The sequence below is a fragment of the Streptomyces sp. NPDC048275 genome, from assembly GCF_040652275.1.
Taxonomy (GTDB): domain Bacteria; phylum Actinomycetota; class Actinomycetes; order Streptomycetales; family Streptomycetaceae; genus Streptomyces.
Map to the genome: position 1 here is coordinate 32004 of NZ_JBEZLR010000073.1, position 17600 is coordinate 49603.

Here is a 17600-nt window from a genome sequence, read left to right on the forward strand (position 1 = left end):
CTCACTGAACATTCAACATGGCATTCAGGCTGCATGTCTTACGTGTTTCTTGCGCATGACCATTGAATCGCCTCTTCGGCCCCTGCTAGCTTTCCGCCACCACTCGGCCGCCCCGCCCGCCGTAACCGAAGACCGGGAGACCCGATGAAGCCCTCAAGGCTTGTGCTGCTCACCGCTGTTGCCCTGCTCGCGCCGATGGCCCCCGCGCTGTCGGCCACGGCGGCACCGGGAGACGGCTCGGCTCCCGCGTCGGACACCGCCTCCGCCGCCCGCCCCCAACTCGCCATCCCTGACTCCGGCTTCGAGAACGGCGGCACGGGCTGGACCTTCGGCGCGGGCACCGGGGTCGGCACCGGCAACTCCCACGGCGGCGCCCGCTTCCTCTACCTCGACTCCGGAGCCGGCAAGAGCGCCACGCTGACCCTCGTCGCGCCCCGAAACGGCAGTTACGACTTCTCCGCGTGGGTCGGGAGCGCCGGTACCGGAGGCACGTACACGGTCCGGCGCAACGGCGAGACCGTCGAGACGATCACCCTGCCGGAGCGCCGCGCGTACGCCCGGTACACCATCAGCCGCGTCGACTTGAAGGCCGGTGACCGGCTGGAGATCGCCTTCGGCTCCGGCAGCTCCTGGGTCAACGCCGACGACCTGATGATCTCGCCCGCCGCGCCCGCCGACCCCAAGGTCACCTCGTCCGACCCCGAGGTCGTCGAGATGTTCGGCTGGGCCAAGAAGAAGGCCAACAGCTGGGCTCAACTGCCCGGCACGACCGGCCCGATCAACGTCGACGAGTACCAGACCGGCGGCACCGGCACCGCGCAGTACGCGGCCACCTACTGGGCCGGATACGCCAACCGCAGCGCCTACTACTCCCGCGACATGACCCACCAGCTCGCCGGCGCCCACATCCTCGGCCTCGACGCCGCAAACAAGACGATGCTCCGCTCGTACGCGTCGTCGGCCACCGCCGAGCACAAGTACTTCCCGGTGTGGGCCCTCAACTTCGATGCCAAGACCTACCTGAGCATCGACTACAAGAGCCCGGACAACTACGTGCGTGAGGTGCCGGCCGTCTTCGAACTCGTCGAGAAGGCCGGACAGGCGTACCGATGGACCGGCGACCAGAGTTACGTCGACGACCCTGCGCTGTGGAACTTCTACCTGCACTCCACCGAGGAGTTCATCGACCTGCACAACGCCGCCAAGCCCAACGGCAAGGTCAAGGTCGCCGAGGGCACGGGCAACGGCATCTTCGCCGGCGCCGCCAGCTACAACGAGCAGGACGGCGACGGCCTCGCCGAGGCCGGGGACGGCATCGCCTCGCAGTACCAGGCCTATCTGGCGATGGCCACGCTCGCGCGCGGCAAGGGCGACACCGCGCTGGCCAAGACGTACGACCGGCGCGCCGCCGATCTGAAGGCGTACTTCAACGACGAATGGAGCGGCAGCGGAAGCGGAGCCGACATGGTCCGCGCGTACACCACCTCCGGCGCCCCGGTCACCGGCTGGGGCAAGGAGAACAGCGTGTTCGTGCCGCTGAAGCAGATCCTCGATCCCGGCGCGCGGGGCGACGCCTATCTCGACTACATCCAGGCGCAGGAGTTGGGGCCGGAAGGGTCACCCAACATCGAGTCGACGACGTACCTGCCCGACATGTTCTTCAAGAACAACCGCAACGACACCGCCTGGACATGGATGAAGAAGATCTACGGCCAGCGGGAACTCCAGCACATCAACTCCAGCCAGGGCCCCAACGGTGACTACCCCGAGGTGTCGTTCACCCTGGTCAGCCAGACCGTCGAGGGCCTGATGGGTATCGCACCGGACGCGGCGGACCACAAGGTGACCACGCAGTCGCGACTGCCGTCCGGCATGAAGTGGCTCCAGGCGGCGGACGTACCCATCGGCACGAGCACGATCACCGTCCGGCACGACGGCGCGACGAGGACCACGCTGACGAACAACGCGCACAGTGGCGCCTACCGCTGGGAGGCCCGCTTCCAGGGGGTCCACAAGAAGATCACGGTCAACGGTGTACCGCAGCGCGTGCGCACCAAGACGGTCGACGGCGTGACGTACACGTACGCGACGCCGACGGTGCGGGCGGGGGCAACGGCGGTGGTGCAGGTGATCGACTGACGCGAACGCTACTTCCTGGTCCGCGCCGAATCGCTCGCGCCCCGCTGATGCGCCTCAAGGTGTCCATGCCAAATTGGCGGGCCTTCACGAACTTTCAATCCGTGTCCATCAGGCCGACGAACATGGTGCGGTGGAGCACTTCGACGTGCTGTCGGGCCACTTCGCCGGCCTCGGCCGCGTCCTTGCGGCGCAGTGCGTCGATGAGTCGACGGTGTTCCATGTTGGATTCCCGCAAAGCTTCCATCGGATAGGGCAAGTAGTAGCGGTAGAGCTCGCGAAGAACGGCGCTGTAGGGGGTTGTGATCGACGGGGTGCCTGTCGCCTGCGCCAGCCGGAGATGGAAGCGTTCGTCGCAGCCGTGGAATTCCGCCCAGCTCGGCATGTGATCCATCTCCTCGACCAGGTCCTGCAGTTCGGACAGGTCGTCCTGTGAGGCGTGGGCCGAGGCGAGGTGGGCGATGCCGCATTCCAGGACGAGTCGGTGGTCGATCAGGCGATGGACGGCAGCACTGTCGGAGCGGTACGCCTCCGCGCCGACAACCGTGCCGTGCGTCGGGTTCTCGGCGACGTGCGTGCCGCCGTTGCGACCCCGTCTGCGTTCGAGAACGCCATCGGTGCACAGGGAGACCAGCGCCCGGCGGACGGTGATCTCGCCGACGCCGAGACCGTCGGCGATCTGAGCGGTGCCGGGAAGACGATCTCCGGGTGCAAGCAGTCCGAGGTCCACAGCCAAGGCGATCCTGGCGCGCACGCCCTCCAGCGCGGACAGCCTGCTCACGCCGTTCAGGGTGGCGAAGGGGATTGTCGTGGTGCCGTCAGTACTGACCATGCGCGTCACCCTAACGGGCGCGCCCGGGGAGGCGGCGCATTGTTCATGGAACTGGCCTCCCGGGGAACCCCTTGCTTAACTGCTCATTGTGAACTAATTTCTCGCGCATGTCCCGACCCCTTCCGCTTGCTCTCGCTCAGCTCCCTTCCATCCCTGCGAACACGCAGCTCAGGGACTTTGCTGCCGAGGTGGAGAGCATCCAGTCCCGCTTTCCGCATACCCGTATGGCGGTCTTCCCCGAGTTGCACCTCTGCGGCGTCGACGGCCTCGGCGCACAGGCGCACGAGCAGTTGCGGGAGATCGCCGAGCCGCTGGACGGGCCCCGGGTCAAGGCGCTGGGAGAGCTGGCCGGCGACCTGGGCATGTGGCTGCTTCCCGGCACGGTGTGCGAACGCGGCCCCGAGGGGCAGCTGTACAACACCGCCGTCGTCTTCTCGCCCGAGGGCCGGCTGGCGGCCTCGTACCGCAAGATCTTTCCCTGGAGGCCCAGCGAACCCTACGACCCGGGCGATCGATTCGTCGTGTTCGACATCCCCGGCACCGGGCGGATCGGCCTCGCTATCTGCTACGACGCCTGGTTCCCGGAAGTCGCCCGCCACCTCGCCTGGATGGGCGCCGAGGTCATCGTCAACCCCGTGATGACCACCACCGCCGACCGGGCCCAGGAAGCCGTCCTGGCCCGCGCCAACGCCATCGTCAACCAGGTGTATGTGGTCAGCGTCAACACCGCCGGCCCCCTGGGCCGCGGCCACAGCCTTGTCGTCGACCCTGAAGGCCGCGTCCGCGCCGAAGCCACGGGGGACGGCAGCACCATCCTCACCGACGTCATCGACCTGGACGACGTGACACGTGTCCGGACGCACGGCACCGCAGGCGTGACCCGCATCTGGGATCAGTTCACCCACGACGACGCGCCCATCGACCTACCGCTCTACGGCGGACAAATCAACCCGCGGACCTGGCGTCCGCACGGCCACCCGACAGCCTGAGCATCCCTGCGGCACTCCGCCCTGCCCTTCGAGTACCCGGAGCACTCCATGTCCCACGGCAACGAAGCCGCACCCACACTCGCCCGTACCCTCGGGCTCAGAGCCGTCGTCCTGTTCGGTCTCGCCTACATGACCCCGATGATCGTCCTCGGCACCTTCGGCGTGGTCGCCACCACCACCGGCGGCACCGTCCCCACCGCCTACCTGCTCGCCCTGCTCGCCATGCTGTTCACCGCGCAGAGCTACGGGCGCATGGCCGCCACCTATCCGGTGGCAGGCTCCTCGTACACCTACGTGCGCAAGGCCCTCGACTCGCGTCTCGGCTTCCTCGTCGGCTGGGTGACCCTGCTCGACTACTTCTTCCTCCCCATGGTCATCTGGCTCATCGGCGGCGCATACCTCCAGGCACAGTTCCCCGGCGTCCCGCTCTGGGTCTGGATCGTCGGATTCATCGCCCTCACCACAGCACTGAACATCCGCGGCATCAAAACGGCCGAACGCGTCAACGACCTGCTGATGATCTTCCAGGTCCTGGTCATAGTGATCTTCGTGGCGCTGGCCCTACGCCACGTCTTCAACCTCGACGGCACCGGAGCCCTGGCGAGTACCAGCCCCTTCGCGAACAGTGCCACCACGCTGGCCGGCGTCTCGGCCGGCGCCGCCATCGCCGCGTACTCCTTCCTCGGCTTCGACGCCGTCACCACTCTTACGGAAGAGACCATCGAGCCGAAGCGCACGATGCCCCGCGCGATTTTGCTGATCGCTCTGATCGGTGGCGCCATCTTCGTCACGGTCGCCTACGCCACCCAGCTCGCCCACCCTGGCGCCAGATTCGACAACGAGGGATCGGCCGCCTTCGAAATCGCCAGAAGCATCGGCGGTGACCTCTTCTCATCGATCTTCCTCGCCGGACTCGTCGTGGCCCAGTTCGCCTCCGGCATCGCCGCCCAGGCCAGCGCTTCCCGCCTCCTGCTCGCCATGGGCCGTGACGGCTCCCTGCCCCGCAGATTCTTCGCGCGCGTCCACCCCCGCTACCGCACTCCCGCCCTCAACATCCTGCTGACCGGAGCGATCGGACTCATCGCGCTGAGCCTCGACGTGGCGACATCAACCTCCTTCATCAACTTCGGCGCTTTCGTCGCCTTCACCTTCGTCAATGTCGCCGTCATCGCCACCTACATCCGCATGCGCCGGGAAGGCGAGAGGCCGAATCCGCTGACGTACGCCGTCGCGCCCACGATCGGCGCGGCTGTGGATCTCTACCTGCTGTACAACCTGGACGGCGCGGCGCTCACCCTCGGTTTCATCTGGCTGGGTCTGGGCGTGATCTATCTCGCCTACCTCACCAGGATGTTCCGCCAACCGCCGCCCAGCATGGCGTTCAACGAGGCAGAGGACGACCAGGAGACTGCATCCGTGGCCGGATGAATGTGCCTGGACGGCAGGGGTGCTCGTCTTGAGACGAACAGTCCATCCCTCTCTTCGGGGCGGAACAGGCTGCCGACCAGCGCCCTCTGCCCTCCAGCCCACAGCATCCCGCACCCGCGCCGAGAGACCTCTCGGGAGCGGACGCCGAGGACCTCGCGCTGTACCGGGAGAAAAGGATCTGCTCCTCCAGATGTAGCCGGTGCTGCGCACCCTCATCGGTCGCACCGTGCGCGCCGTATGGGAAGACGCTTTCCCCGAGCTCGCCTCCCGCACCCGGGCAGCCGTGTGACGGACATGCCGGAGCTGCACACGCGGCTCCTGGCGGATGTGATCGCGCTCGGCTCCGACATCCCTTGGCTCTCACCGGCAGGTATGCCGTGCGGGCGCACCGCCTGCGGCCAACGACTGCGCGATGCTGCGGCCCTGGCTGTTCGCGGTCGCCCGCAACCTGGTCATCGACGGGCGCCGCAAGGAGACGGATCATCCTCTGGCTCACGACGGTTCGGACGTACTCGCCCAGGAGATCTCCGAATTCGACGAGATCGAAAGCGTGTTGTCCTCCCTGGTGGTGACCGACGCCATGAAGTCTCTTTCTCCGGTGCACCGGGAGGTGCTCTACGAGACGGACTTCCTCGACTGGACGGCCGAGGAAGCCTCCTGGGTGCTCGACGTCCCCCTGGGCACCGTCAAGTCCCGTCTCTTCTGCGCCGTGCGCTCCCTGCGCCAGAGGGTCAGGCCGTCGGCCGCCTGGTCAGGCCCGTCAGGGACAGGGCCCCCGGCCCGGCGAAGACCAGGAGCAGGAAGCCCCAGCAGAAGAGCACCGGGGCGAGTCCGCCGTTCTGCAACGGGAAGAGTCCGTCCTTCTGGTGCTCCGTGAAGTAGGCGAAGGCCATGATGCCCGAGCTGATGAACGCCGCCCCGCGCGTGGCGATCCCCAGGAGCACGAGAACGCCGCAGACCAGCTCGATCACTCCGGCGTACCAGAACGGCCAGTCGCCCACCGGGCTCGCCTTCCGGTCCAGCACCCCGAAGACCGTGGCGGCGCCCTCGGTGGTGAACAGCAGACCCAGGACCATACGGAACAGGCCCAGTACAAGGGGCTGGCGCGTGGCGAGCCAGTCGTTCAGGCGCGGGATGTTCATCGGTACTCCTGGGTGCTTCGACTTCTTCGGATTCTTCGACTTGTACGGCGACCGAATCCGTATTGCTCACCGAAGAACCGCTTGTTCAGAGGATGACCGAGTTGAACCGCCGGCCTGCGTCTTCACGCACGCGGAACTCGCCGAACGGGCAGACGCCGCCGTACGGCTGCTGGACCTGGGTATCGCGGCGGGCGACCGGATCGTCGTGCAGTTGGGCAACGGCTGGGAGTTCGTGGTCCTCACCCTCGCCTGTCTGCCTGCCTGCCTGCCTGCGGGCGTGGTGCCCGTGATCCGCGGCTTCTGCCTGTCAGCCCGCACACGGGCCGATGAGGCGCCGGCTCCGGCGGTCGGCGTGGAATGGCTTGAGTGGACCGAGGCGTACACGGCACGGATCGACCCGCTCGGCTTCGCCGCTACGGACTCCGCCGCCTCCCCCGGCCAGTCGCGAAGCTCTGCGTGACCTGCTCGATGTCGACGCCTACGCGCATGCTTGGCCGTTCGATGCGGAGGGCCGTTGGACGATCTCCGAGGAGAGCGATGAGACCCCAGCGTTGCGGCGTCTCCTGACGAGGCTGGACACGTCCGTCCGCGAGGCAACCAGGTCCCACCACGCGGAAAAGCGAACGTCAGGCGCAACCGGCCTCAGCAGCTTGGCCGCCAACCTGACACCCCGCCAGAAAAAGCGTCGAATGAGCGTCGTTCCAGCGTCTGGATATCGCCCGTAACCCCCACACCGCACATCATGTGCGCGAGGAAAATCGCAGGTCAGGAGCCCTTAACCGCCGGCTCAAGGATGGCAACGCACTCCACATGATGCGTCATCGGGAACAGATCGAACGCCCGCAGCGTCCGCACCTTGTACCCGCCGTCGCGGAAGTACGCCAGATCGCGGGCCAGCGCAGCGGGATCGCAGGCCACGTAGGCGATACGGCGGGCGCCCAGGGACGAGAGGTGTTCGACCGTCTTCTTGCCGGCGCCGGCGCGGGGCGGGTCGAGGACGATCAGGTCGACCTCGGTGATGCCGGTGCGCGGGAGGACCGCCTCGACCTTGCCCTGCTCGATGCGGACGCGGTCGAAGTCGGCGCAGTTGTGCCGGGCGTCCTCGACCGCGCGTTTGCCCGACTCGATACCGAGCACCGCGCCCTTGTCGCCGAGGCGGTCCGCGAGGGCGCCCGCGAAGAGGCCGACACCGCAGTACAGGTCGAGCGCCATCTCGCCCTTGCGCGGCAGCAGGCCCTGCATGACGGCCTTGACCAGGGTGTCGGCGGCCATCGGGTGGACCTGCCAGAAGCCGCCACTGCCGACGCGGTGCGTACGTCCGTCGGCGCGCTCGCGCACGAACGCACGGCCATGGACGCGGTGGATGCCGCCGTCCTTCTCCTCGACACGCATGACGGAGACGGGCTTGTCGAGCTCGACGAGGGGCAGGCGGGCGCCGGGCTTGGGCTCCAGGATCACCATGCGGTCCTGCGACCCCGTCGCCGCGATCGCCTCGATCGACTCCATGCCGGACCAGTCACGCTGCTCGATGCCCAGCTCGCTGACGCCCGGTGCCGCGATCATGCAGTGCTCGATCGGCTCGACCTCGTGCGAACGATGACGGCGCAGACCGGCGTTGCCGTCGGCGTCCACCGCGTACTGCACGCGTGTGCGCCACTGCGGCACCTCACCCGCCGGCAGCTTGTCGCCCTCGGCCGGCATCACGGTGCCGTCCCAGCCCGCTTCCTCGGGCGTGAGACCCGCGAGCCGTTGTAGCTGCTCGGCGATCACCTCGCCCTTGAGGCGGCGCTGCGCCCCCGGCTTGGCGTGCTGCCAGTCGCAGCCGCCGCAGCGGCCGGGACCCGCGTAGGGGCAGGGGGCCTCGACGCGGTCCTTCGACGCGTCCAGGATCTCGACGGCGTCGGCCCGCAGGAAGCGCGCGCCCTCGTCGCCGTCCGTCACACGCGCCACGACGCGCTCGCCGGGCAGGGTGTGCCGGACGAAGAGCACCTGGCCCTCGGTCGTACGGGCGATGCAGTGCCCCCCATGGGCCACGGGGCCGACCTCGACCTCGTATTCCTCCCCCACCAGCGATTTCTTCGGTTCTGCCTGCATGGCGGGGTGACTCCAGATGAGAAAGGGGGAACGGCCGGACAACAGCCCACCAGTCTACGTGCTCACCGACGTCGTCAGTTCTTCGCGCTGGGCTCCTTGGGACGCTCCTCCGCCGGTCCACGGCGCACCGCACCCGGCGCGCTCCAGTCCTGCCGCCTGCCGGCCCGCTGCTTCGCGGCCTCGGAGGACACCAGCTGATAGGGCACGGAGGTCACCATCACACCGGGCGTGAACAGCAGTCGGCCCTTGAGCCGCAGTGCGCTCTGGTTGTGCAGCAGGTGCTCGTACCAGTGGCCGACCACGTATTCGGGGATGATGACCGACACCGCGTCGCGCGGGGACTCCCGGCGCAGGCCCTTCACGTACTCGATGACGGGGCGCGTGATCTCGCGGTACGGCGAGTCGAGGACCTTCAGCGGTACGTCGATCCCGCGCCGCTCCCACTCCTCGCGCAGGGCCTTCGTCTCGGCCGGGTCGACGTTGACGCTGAGCGCTTCGAGGGTGTCGGAGCGCATCAGCTTGGCGTAGGCGAGCGCGCGCAGTGTCGGACGGTGGATCTTGGAGATCAGTACGACGGAGTGCACACGGGAGGGGCGGACGCTGTCGTCGGACGGGCCCTCGGGGGCGGCGAGCTCCTCGGAGACCCGGTCGTAGTGCTTACGGATCGCGCTCATCGTCGCGTAGAAGATCACCATGCCGAGCAGCGCGACCCACGCGCCGTGGGTGAACTTCGTGACGAGTACGACGACCAGCACCAGGCCGGTGAAGAAGGCGCCGAAGGTGTTGATCGCCCGGGAGCGGACCATGTGGCGGCGCTTGGCCTGGTCCGTCTCCGTGCGCAGATGGCGGTTCCAGTGCCGGACCATGCCGGTCTGGCTGAGCGTGAAGGAGACGAACACGCCGACGATGTAGAGCTGGATGAGCTTGGTCGAGTCGGCGCCGTAGACCCAGACGAGCAGCGCGGCCGCCAGCGCGAGCAGCACGATGCCGTTCGAGAAGGCCAGGCGGTCGCCGCGGGTGTGCAGCTGGCGCGGGAGGTAGCGGTCCTGGGCGAGGATCGAGCCGAGCAGCGGGAAACCGTTGTACGCGGTGTTGGCGGCGAGGAACAGGACCAGCGCGGTGGCGGCGGCCAGCACGATGAACAGGAAGCTGCCCTTGCCGAAGACCGCCTCGGCGACCTGCGAGATCACCGGATTCTGGACATAGCCGGAGCCGACCGCCACGCCGTTGTGGATCAGGTCGGCGGCCGGGTTCTCGGCCATCCGGACGTTTGTCGCCATGGCCAGCGCGATGATCCCGCAGAACATGGTGACGGCAAGCAGACCCATCATCGCGAGCGTGGTCGCCGCGTTCTTCGACTTGGGCTTGCGGAAGGCGGGGACGCCGTTGGAGATGGCCTCGACGCCGGTGAGCGCCGCACAGCCCGAGGAGAAGGCGCGCAGCAGCAGGAAGACGAGCGCGAAGCCCGCGAGACCCTGGTGCTCGGGCTCGATGTGGAAGTCGGCGGTCGGCGCCTTCATGGTGTCGTCGAGGACGAGCCCGCGGAAGGCGCCCCACGCGATCATGATGAAGACGCCCGCCACGAAGACGTACGTCGGAATCGCGAAGAGCTTCCCGGACTCCTTCACCCCGCGCAGGTTCATCAGCGTGAGGAGCACGATGACGGCGACCGCGCACAGCACCTTGTGTTCGATCACGAACGGGATCGCCGAGCCGAGGTTCTCGATGCCGGACGAGATCGACACGGCGACGGTGAGGACGTAGTCGACGAGCAGCGCGCTGGCGACGGTGAGGCCGGCCCGGGGACCGAGGTTGGTGTTCGCCACCTCGTAGTCGCCGCCGCCGCTCGGATACGCGTGCACGTTCTGCCGGTACGACGCCACGACCGTGAACATCAGTACGACGACCGCGACCGCGATCCAGGGGCTGAAGTGGTAGGCCGACACGCCCGCGATGGAAAGGACCAGCAGCACTTCTCCGGGTGCGTAGGCCACGGAGGAGAGCGGGTCGGAGGCGAAGACGGGGAGTGCGATGCGCTTCGGCAGGAGCGTTTCTCCGAGCCGGTCACTGCGCAGTGCGCGCCCGATCAGGATCCGTTTGGGCACGTCGGTCAGTTTGGACACGCACAGGATCGTAAGCGTTCGAACGGGTGGTAGCCCACCCGCCGTCTCACACCCCCTCCGCGAACGCACCTCGAGCGCCCCCCCGTCCGCTCCCCGATCGATCTTCATCTGCTCTCCATCTGCTCTCCGGGTGAAATCCGGGACGGGTCCCGCTGCGGATTCCGCAGTCGTGGAGATCCACGTGCCTATATGACAAAAGTCCACCCCGTACCGTCCTGGAGGTTCCATGCATGCGACCGCGGAGCTCATCGGCGCCGCCGCCGGACTCGTCGGCCTGGCGGTCCTGACTCTTCTGAGCGTGCGCAGCATCAGCCGCCGCTGATCACCCCGTCGCCGAGAACTCGCAGGCGAGCGTGCACAGGGGTGCCCCCGGCAGACCGCGTGTGTGTAGCTTGGGCGACGGTCTGAGACCCTGTTCAGCCTGAGCCGTAACCATTTACATTCGGAAGGACGGTCGTGCACATCGTCATCATGGGCTGCGGAAGAGTGGGTTCCGCTCTCGCCCAGACCCTGGAGCAACAGGGGCATACGGTCGCTGTGATCGATCAGGACCCCACCGCCTTCCGACGACTGGGCTCCGGGTTCGGCGGCCGTCGTGTCACCGGAGTCGGCTTCGACCAGGACACCCTGCGCGAGGCGGGCATCGAGGACGCCGGCGCGTTCGCCGCCGTCTCCAGCGGTGACAACTCGAACATCATCGCCGCCCGGGTGGCCCGCGAGATGTTCGGCATCGAGAACGTCGCGGCCCGCATCTACGACCCGCGCCGCGCCGAGGTCTACCAGCGCCTCGGCATCCCGACCGTCGCCACCGTCCGCTGGACGGCGGACCAGATGCTGCGGCGTCTGCTGCCCTCGGGCGCCGAGCCGCTGTGGCGCGACCCCACCGGCGGGGTGCAGCTCGCCGAGGTGCACGCCTCCTCGGCCTGGGTCGGCCACAAGATCAGCCGCCTTCAGGACGAGACCGGCGTGCGCGTGGCCTTCCTCACCCGGCTGGGCGAGGCGATGCTGCCCACCTCGCAGACCGTGCTGCAGGAGGGCGATCTGGTGCACGTGATGATGCGCACGGACGACGTCGAGAAGGTCGAGGCGTCGTTCGCCGAGGGACCTGAAGAAGAAGGCGGTCACTGATGAGGGTCGCCATTGCCGGTGCCGGCGCCGTGGGCCGCTCGATCGCGGGCGAACTGCTGGAGAACGGGCACGAGGTCCTGCTGGTCGACAAGGCGCCGACCGCCATCTCGGTCGAGCGCGTCCCGCAGGCGGAGTGGCTGCTCGCCGACGCCTGCGAAATCACGTCCCTGGACGAGGCGGCGCTGCAGCGCTGCAACGTGGTCATCGCGGCCACCGGTGACGACAAGGTCAACCTGGTCGTCTCGCTGCTCGCGAAGACCGAGTACGGGGTCCCACGGGTCGTCGCCCGCGTCAACAACCCCAAGAACGAGTGGCTGTTCAACGAGGCCTGGGGCGTCGACGTCGCCGTCTCCACCCCGCGCCTGATGTCGGCCCTCGTCGAGGAGGCCGTCAGCGTCGGCGACCTGGTCCGGCTGCTCCGCTTCAGCCACGGCGACGCGAACCTGGTCGAGCTGACGCTCCCGCCGGAGTCGGCCCTGGCCGGCACACAGGTGGGCGACGTCGAGTGGCCCGAGGACACCTCCCTGGTGACGATCATCCGCGGCACCCGGGTCCTCACCCCCTCCCAGGAGGACTCCCTGGAGGCGGGCGACGAACTCCTCTTCGTGGCGGCCCAGGCCCGCGAGGAACAGCTGGAGGACCTGCTCTCGGTCCGCCGCGAGGACGCGACGGGCTGAACCCCGCTGTCAGCCCTGACAGTGAAGCCTCCGCGGGCAGTCCCGCGGAGGCTTCACTGCTGACGGCAGTCCGACGGCGGAGGCTTCCCCACCAGCGAAACAGGCCCCTTGGCCGAGGATCTGGCCCCTCGGCCGGAGATCAGGCCCCTCGGCCGGAGATTCTGACGCCGGCGCACACACCCGGCCAACGCATTCTCTTCCAGGGGATACGACGTTGGGGGCGCCCGGAGATCTCCGGGCGCCCCCAACGTCGTACGGGAAACTACGCGTCCCGGCGGTGACGCCCGGCCGTGGCCTCGGCGTCCTCCGTCGCGAGGGCGGCCTTGCGCTCCTTCTCGGCCTGCTCCTCGGCCTCCATCTCCGCGAACACGTCGATGGGGTGCGGTGCCTTCGCCAGGAACACCCAGGTGAGCCAGACGGCGAGCAGGAAGGGCGGGATCTTCAAGGCGATCAGGACCCAGCCCAGTTGAGTGGTGTCGGCCCACCAGTAGAGCGGGAAGAGGATCGCGCACTTGGCGAGCAGGATCAGGCCCCAGGCCCAGCTGGCCTTCGCGTAGGCCTTCTTGCGGCCGGGGTTGCGGGTGCGCCAGGAGAGGTTCTCCTTGAAGACCGGGCCGAGGATCAGGCCGATCAGGGGGACGCCCGCGAGGGTCGTGACGATATAGGCGATGGCCAGGCCGAGCGTGTAGAGCATGCCCGGCAGGTAGAAGTCCTTCGCGTTGCCCGTCATCATCGCGAAGACCACGCCGAACGCGACGCCGAAGACGCCGCTGAAGGCGTGCTTGACGGTGTCACGCATCACGAGGCGCACCACGACGAGCAACAGGGACACCCCGAGGGCGGCGATCGCCGCCCAGTGCAGGTCCTTGTTGATCGTGAAGATGGTGACGAAGAGGAGGCCGGGCAGCACCGTCTCGACCATGCCCCGCAGGCCGCCGAACGCCTCGAAGAGCGCGGCCTCGGTCACCGCCCTCGCATCCTGCTGGGCGTCTTGGGTCGGCTTGTCGAGCGACGTCACCGGCTACTCCCGTCCAAGCGGTCTGAGTTCGTACTTCGGATTGAACAGCACCCTACGGCCCCGGCTCATCGAAATGCGGCCCGATGCAATCAACTTGCGCCCGGGCTCGATGCCGACGATGGAACGTCGGCCGAGCCAGACCACATCCAGTGCCGCCGAGCCGTCGAACAGCTCGGCCTCCAGGGCCGGGACCCCGGCGCGTGGCCGCAGAGTGACCGTGCGCAAGGTACCAGTAACCGTGACGATCTGTCGGTCGTGGCAGTCGCCTATCCGCGTACAACCCGCGGTCTCGGCGTCCTCCCGCAGCTCCTCGGACTCCAGGTCCTCCCGGGACGAGGAGAGCCGGTCCATCATGCGCCGGAACCGGCCCGCCGGTTTTTCGGAACGAGGAACAGCACTCATACCGAAAGCGTACCGGGGTGCGCCGACAACAACGTACCCGCGACGCCCCCGCTCGAACCGGCGACCAACGCCCCGGCTCACTTCTCGAACCGATACCCCATCCCCGGCTCAGTGATGAAGTGCCGCGGATGTGAGGGGTCCACCTCCAGCTTGCGGCGCAGCTGCGCCATGTAAACCCTCAGGTAGTTCGTCTCCGTGCCGTACGACGGCCCCCACACTTCCTGGAGCAGCTGCTTCTGGCTGACCAGGCGCCCCGTGTTGCGGACCAGGACCTCCAGGAGGTGCCACTCCGTGGGGGTCAGGCGGACATCGCGTCCGGCGCGGTGGACCTTCTTGGCCGCCAGGTCGACGGTGAAGTCCTCGGTGTCCACGACGACATCGTCCTCGCCCTCCCGAGTGGGCTCCGCGCGGCGGACGGCGGCGCGCAGCCGGGCCAGCAGCTCGTCCATCCCGAAGGGCTTGGTGACGTAGTCGTCGGCGCCTGCGTCGAGCGCCTCGACCTTCTCGTCGGAGGAGTGCCGGGCGGAGAGCACCAGGATCGGCACCCGGGTCCAGCCGCGCAGCCCCTTGATCACCTCGACGCCGTCCATGTCGGGCAGCCCGAGGTCGAGGACGACTACGTCGGGATGCCGGGCGGCGGCGAGCTGAAGCGCGGTGGCTCCGTCGGGGGCCGCGTCGACCTCGTACTTGCGTGCCTTCAGATTGATCACGAGGGCTCGGGTGATCTGCGGTTCGTCGTCGACCACGAGGACCCTGGTCATGAAGCCTGCCTTTCTGCTGTTGCCGTGGCCAGGTCTGCTGTCGTGGCCAGTTCGGGCCGGCCGTCCACCGCCCGGACCGTGAGGACCATGGTGAGTCCGCCGCCGGGGGTGTCCTCGGCGTTGAGGGTGCCGCCCATGGTCTCGGCGAAGCCGCGGGCGACCGCGAGACCGAGGCCCACACCGGCACCGCGCGGAGCGTCACCGTATCGCTGGAAGGGCGCGAAGATACGCTCCTTGGCCTCGTCCGGGACACCCGGGCCGCGGTCCACGACCCGCACCTCCACCCGGTCGGCCATGGCGCTCGCCGACACCAGCACACGGTCGTCGACGCGGCTGTACTTGACGGCGTTCTCGACGAGGTTGGCGACCGAGCGCTCCAGCAGCCCGGCGTCGACGGCGACCATCGGCAGACTTTCCGGGATGTCCAGCTCGACGCTGTCCTCGGGTACGCCGCCGAGCGCCATCGGGACCACCTCGTCGAGGTCGATCTCGCGGATCAGCGGGGTGACCGTGCCGGTCTGCAGGCGAGACATGTCCAGAAGGTTGCCCACCAGGTGGTCGAGGCGGTCGGCGCCCTCCTCGATCGCCTTCAGGAGCTCCGCCTGGTCCTCCTGCGACCACTCCACGTCGTCCGAACGCAGCGAGGACACCGACGCCTTGATGCCGGCCAGCGGGGTACGCAGATCGTGGCTGACAGCGGCCAGCAGCGCCGTACGGATGCGGTTGCCCTCGGCCAGCTCCTTTGCCTGGTCGGCCTCGAGCTGGAGCCGCTGACGGTCCAGGACCACCGCGGCCTGGGCGGCGAACGCGGCCAGGACCCGGCGGTCGGAGGCGGGCAGCACCCGGCCGGACAGGGCGAGCGCCATGTTGTCGCCGACCGGCATGTCGACGTCGGCATCCTCGGGGCGGACGGACGGCTGCGGTCCGACGCTGCCCGCGCAGGTCCACGGGTCGACGTCGCTCTCCCGCTCCAGCAGCGCCACCGACTCCATCGCGAACGTCTCCCGGACCCGCTCCAGCAGGGCCTCCAGACTGGTGTCGCCGCGCAGCACACTGCCCGCGAGGAAGGAGAGGATCTCCGACTCGGCGCGCAGCCGGGCCGCCTGGTGGGTGCGGCGGGCCGCCAGGTCCACCACCGAGGCCACGGAGACGGCGACGCCGACGAAGATCGCGATGGCGACGATGTTCTTCGGGTCGGCGATCGTCAGCCGGTGCAGTGGCGGCGTGTAGTAGTAGTTGAGCAGCAGTGAGCCGAACGCGGCCGAGGCCAGCGCCGGGTAGAGCCCGCCGAGCAGCGCCGCCGCCACCGTCACCGCCAGGAACAGCAGCATGTCGTTGGCGAGACCGAGATCGACGGTGTTCAGCAGCAGTGCCAGGACGATCGGGCCTGCCACGCCGACCAGCCAGCCCCAGATGATCCGGGACCGGCCCAGCCGCGCACCCCGCGCGACCGGCAGGCCCCGCCCCTTGGCGACCTCTTCGTGGGTGACGATGTGGACGTCGAGGTCGGGACCTGACTCGCGGGCGACGGTGGTGCCGACGCCCGGTCCGAAGATGTACTGCCAGGTCTTGCGGCGCGAGGAGCCGAGGACGATCTGCGTGGCGTTGACACCACGCGCGAAGTCGAGCAGCGCCGAGGGGACGTCTTCGCCGATGACGTGGTGGAAGGTGCCGCCGAGATCCTCGACCAGGGTGCGCTGGACGGCGAGTTCCTTGGGTGAGGCCGAGCTCAGGCCGTCGCTGCGGGCGATGTAGACGGCCATCACCTCGCCGCCCGCGCCCTTCTCCGCAAGCCGCGCGGCACGACGTATCAGCGTGCGCCCCTCCGGACCACCGGTCAGTCCGACGACGATCCGCTCCCGCGAACCCCAGATCTTCGAGACCCGGTGCTCGCTGCGGTACTCGGTCAGATACTCGTCGACCCGGTCCGCGACCCACAGCAGCGCCAGCTCGCGCAGCGCGGTGAGGTTGCCGGGACGGAAGTAGTTGGACAGCGCCGCGTCGACCTTGTCCGACTTGTAGATGTTGCCGTGCGCCATCCGGCGGCGCAGCGCCTGCGGCGACATGTCGACCAGCTCTATCTGGTCCGCCCGCCGTACGACCTCGTCCGGCACCGTCTCCCGCTGCCGTACGCCCGTGATCGACTCGACCACATCCCCCAGCGACTCCAAGTGCTGGATGTTGACGGTCGAGACGACATCGATCCCGGCGGCGAGCAGCTCCTCCACGTCCTGCCAGCGCTTGGCGTTGCGCGAACCGGGGACATTGGTGTGCGCGAGTTCGTCCACCAGGGCGACGGCCGGGGCACGCTCCAGCACGGCGTCGACGTCCATCTCGGTGAAGGCGCCGCCCCGGTACTCCAGGTCCCTGCGGGGGATCTGCTCCAGACCGTGCAGCATCACCTCGGTGCGCGGCCGGTTGTGGTGCTCCACGAAGGCGACCACGCAGTCGGTGCCCCGCTCCATACGGCGGTGCGCCTCGGACAGCATGGCGTACGTCTTGCCGACGCCCGGCGCCGCGCCCAGGTAGATCCGAAGCTTGCCGCGTCCCATGGTCCTATTGTCTTCCCGTCACCGCTTTGTACTCAGCGTCGACCTTACGGCCAACAATCTCGACATATCGGGCAGCGGGTCGGTCGACAGCCCTCTTTGACACAACCCTGATGCGCGCCGCGACATATGGGGTGACCAGGGACGTCGGCCGGGCGCCTCGGTCGCCACCGAGCGCCCGGCCGGGCTAGGGCCTGTCGTGGATCACGCCGCGGACGCGGGGTCCGGCACGCGCATCTGCGGCGTTGTCGTCGGTTGCCGATGCTCCGCATCGACGCCCTCCTCCGCCTTGCAGCCGCACGCACCAGACCCCGCTCACCG

At 68.5% G+C, this 17600-nt stretch carries 14 protein-coding genes and 1 pseudogene; 7 read left to right on the forward strand and 8 right to left on the reverse strand.

Translation table 11 applies throughout. The features are described 5' to 3' along the window. The first annotated feature begins 144 nt into the window (after window positions 1–144). Complete coding sequence (locus AB0D57_RS33140) at window positions 145–2139, forward strand: hypothetical protein (RefSeq protein ID WP_362081562.1); 1995 nt, start codon at window positions 145–147, stop codon at window positions 2137–2139. Window positions 2140–2233: 94 nt separating this feature from the next. On the opposite strand, the gene AB0D57_RS33145 is transcribed toward AB0D57_RS33140, so the two are convergent. Further along, window positions 2234–2968, reverse strand: coding sequence for an FCD domain-containing protein (locus tag AB0D57_RS33145; protein ID WP_362081565.1), 735 nt, complete (start codon window positions 2966–2968; stop codon window positions 2234–2236). A 107-nt stretch (window positions 2969–3075) separates the two neighbouring features. Between AB0D57_RS33145 and AB0D57_RS33150 the strand changes: the two genes are divergently transcribed. The 3 genes and pseudogenes from AB0D57_RS33150 to AB0D57_RS33160 all read left to right on the forward strand — a co-directional run. Then, window positions 3076–3957, forward strand: coding sequence for a carbon-nitrogen hydrolase family protein (locus AB0D57_RS33150; RefSeq protein ID WP_362081568.1), 882 nt, complete (start codon window positions 3076–3078; stop codon window positions 3955–3957). A gap of 48 nt (window positions 3958–4005) precedes the next feature. Beyond that, on the forward strand, window positions 4006–5385 hold the full coding sequence (locus AB0D57_RS33155; protein WP_362081571.1) for an APC family permease: 1380 nt from the start codon (window positions 4006–4008) through the stop codon (window positions 5383–5385). 580 nt (window positions 5386–5965) lie between these two features. Further along, window positions 5966–6100: pseudogene (locus tag AB0D57_RS33160) on the forward strand (sigma factor-like helix-turn-helix DNA-binding protein); the annotation flags it as partial. 16 nt (window positions 6101–6116) lie between these two features. Here the strand turns inward: AB0D57_RS33160 and AB0D57_RS33165 are convergent. Next, window positions 6117–6527, reverse strand: a complete 411-nt coding sequence (locus AB0D57_RS33165) for a DoxX family protein (RefSeq protein WP_362081574.1) — start codon at window positions 6525–6527, stop codon at window positions 6117–6119. Between AB0D57_RS33165 and AB0D57_RS33170 the strand changes: the two genes are divergently transcribed. Then, the gene (locus AB0D57_RS33170; RefSeq protein WP_362081577.1) at window positions 6520–6987 is read left to right on the forward strand and encodes an AMP-binding protein; all 468 of its coding nucleotides are present in this window, start codon (window positions 6520–6522) and stop codon (window positions 6985–6987) included. The two genes, AB0D57_RS33165 and AB0D57_RS33170, sit on opposite strands and share 8 nt — an antisense overlap. 305 nt (window positions 6988–7292) lie before the next feature. On the opposite strand, the gene AB0D57_RS33175 is transcribed toward AB0D57_RS33170, so the two are convergent. Next, window positions 7293–8621, reverse strand: coding sequence for a TRAM domain-containing protein (locus tag AB0D57_RS33175; protein ID WP_362081580.1), 1329 nt, complete (start codon window positions 8619–8621; stop codon window positions 7293–7295). Window positions 8622–8695: 74 nt separating this feature from the next. Further along, window positions 8696–10744, reverse strand: a complete 2049-nt coding sequence (locus tag AB0D57_RS33180; protein ID WP_362081583.1) for an APC family permease — start codon at window positions 10742–10744, stop codon at window positions 8696–8698. A gap of 456 nt (window positions 10745–11200) precedes the next feature. Between AB0D57_RS33180 and AB0D57_RS33185 the strand changes: the two genes are divergently transcribed. Further along, window positions 11201–11872 carry a TrkA family potassium uptake protein gene (locus AB0D57_RS33185; RefSeq protein WP_362081586.1) on the forward strand — a complete coding sequence of 224 codons (672 nt, stop codon included), beginning with the start codon at window positions 11201–11203 and terminating at the stop codon, window positions 11870–11872. Then, window positions 11872–12549 carry a TrkA family potassium uptake protein gene (locus tag AB0D57_RS33190; protein WP_362081589.1) on the forward strand — a complete coding sequence of 226 codons (678 nt, stop codon included), beginning with the start codon at window positions 11872–11874 and terminating at the stop codon, window positions 12547–12549. Before AB0D57_RS33185 ends, AB0D57_RS33190 begins: the two co-directional genes overlap by 1 nt. Before the next feature lie 262 nt (window positions 12550–12811). Here the strand turns inward: AB0D57_RS33190 and AB0D57_RS33195 are convergent, their stop codons facing one another. The 4 genes from AB0D57_RS33195 to AB0D57_RS33210 form a co-directional block, all read right to left on the reverse strand. Beyond that, window positions 12812–13567: a DUF3159 domain-containing protein gene (locus tag AB0D57_RS33195; RefSeq protein ID WP_362081592.1), complete on the reverse strand. Its 756-nt coding sequence runs from the start codon at window positions 13565–13567 to the stop codon at window positions 12812–12814. Window positions 13568–13570: 3 nt separating this feature from the next. Beyond that, complete coding sequence (locus AB0D57_RS33200) at window positions 13571–13969, reverse strand: OB-fold nucleic acid binding domain-containing protein (RefSeq protein WP_362081595.1); 399 nt, start codon at window positions 13967–13969, stop codon at window positions 13571–13573. A gap of 77 nt (window positions 13970–14046) precedes the next feature. After that, a complete protein-coding gene (locus tag AB0D57_RS33205; protein WP_362081598.1) occupies window positions 14047–14730 on the reverse strand; it encodes a response regulator in 684 nt (227 codons plus the stop codon). After that, the gene (locus AB0D57_RS33210) at window positions 14727–17282 is read right to left on the reverse strand and encodes a sensor histidine kinase KdpD (RefSeq protein ID WP_362081601.1); all 2556 of its coding nucleotides are present in this window, start codon (window positions 17280–17282) and stop codon (window positions 14727–14729) included. Before AB0D57_RS33210 ends, AB0D57_RS33205 begins: the two co-directional genes overlap by 4 nt. Window positions 17283–17600 lie beyond the last annotated feature (318 nt).

Excerpts from the sequence above, each read along its gene's own strand:
- AB0D57_RS33200 (WP_362081595.1), bottom strand. The coding sequence starts at position 13,969 with ATGAGTGCTGTTCCTCGTTCCGAAAAACCGGCGGGCCGGTTCCGGCGC.
- AB0D57_RS33210 (WP_362081601.1), bottom strand. The coding sequence starts at position 17,282 with ATGGGACGCGGCAAGCTTCGGATCTACCTGGGCGCGGCGCCGGGCGTC.
- AB0D57_RS33175 (WP_362081580.1), bottom strand. The coding sequence starts at position 8,621 with ATGCAGGCAGAACCGAAGAAATCGCTGGTGGGGGAGGAATACGAGGTC.
- AB0D57_RS33155 (WP_362081571.1), top strand. The coding sequence starts at position 4,006 with ATGTCCCACGGCAACGAAGCCGCACCCACACTCGCCCGTACCCTCGGG.
- AB0D57_RS33170 (WP_362081577.1), top strand. The coding sequence starts at position 6,520 with ATGTTCATCGGTACTCCTGGGTGCTTCGACTTCTTCGGATTCTTCGAC.
- AB0D57_RS33140 (WP_362081562.1), top strand. The coding sequence starts at position 145 with ATGAAGCCCTCAAGGCTTGTGCTGCTCACCGCTGTTGCCCTGCTCGCG.
- AB0D57_RS33145 (WP_362081565.1), bottom strand. The coding sequence starts at position 2,968 with ATGGTCAGTACTGACGGCACCACGACAATCCCCTTCGCCACCCTGAAC.
- AB0D57_RS33205 (WP_362081598.1), bottom strand. The coding sequence starts at position 14,730 with ATGACCAGGGTCCTCGTGGTCGACGACGAACCGCAGATCACCCGAGCC.
- AB0D57_RS33165 (WP_362081574.1), bottom strand. The coding sequence starts at position 6,527 with ATGAACATCCCGCGCCTGAACGACTGGCTCGCCACGCGCCAGCCCCTT.
- AB0D57_RS33150 (WP_362081568.1), top strand. The coding sequence starts at position 3,076 with ATGTCCCGACCCCTTCCGCTTGCTCTCGCTCAGCTCCCTTCCATCCCT.
- AB0D57_RS33190 (WP_362081589.1), top strand. The coding sequence starts at position 11,872 with ATGAGGGTCGCCATTGCCGGTGCCGGCGCCGTGGGCCGCTCGATCGCG.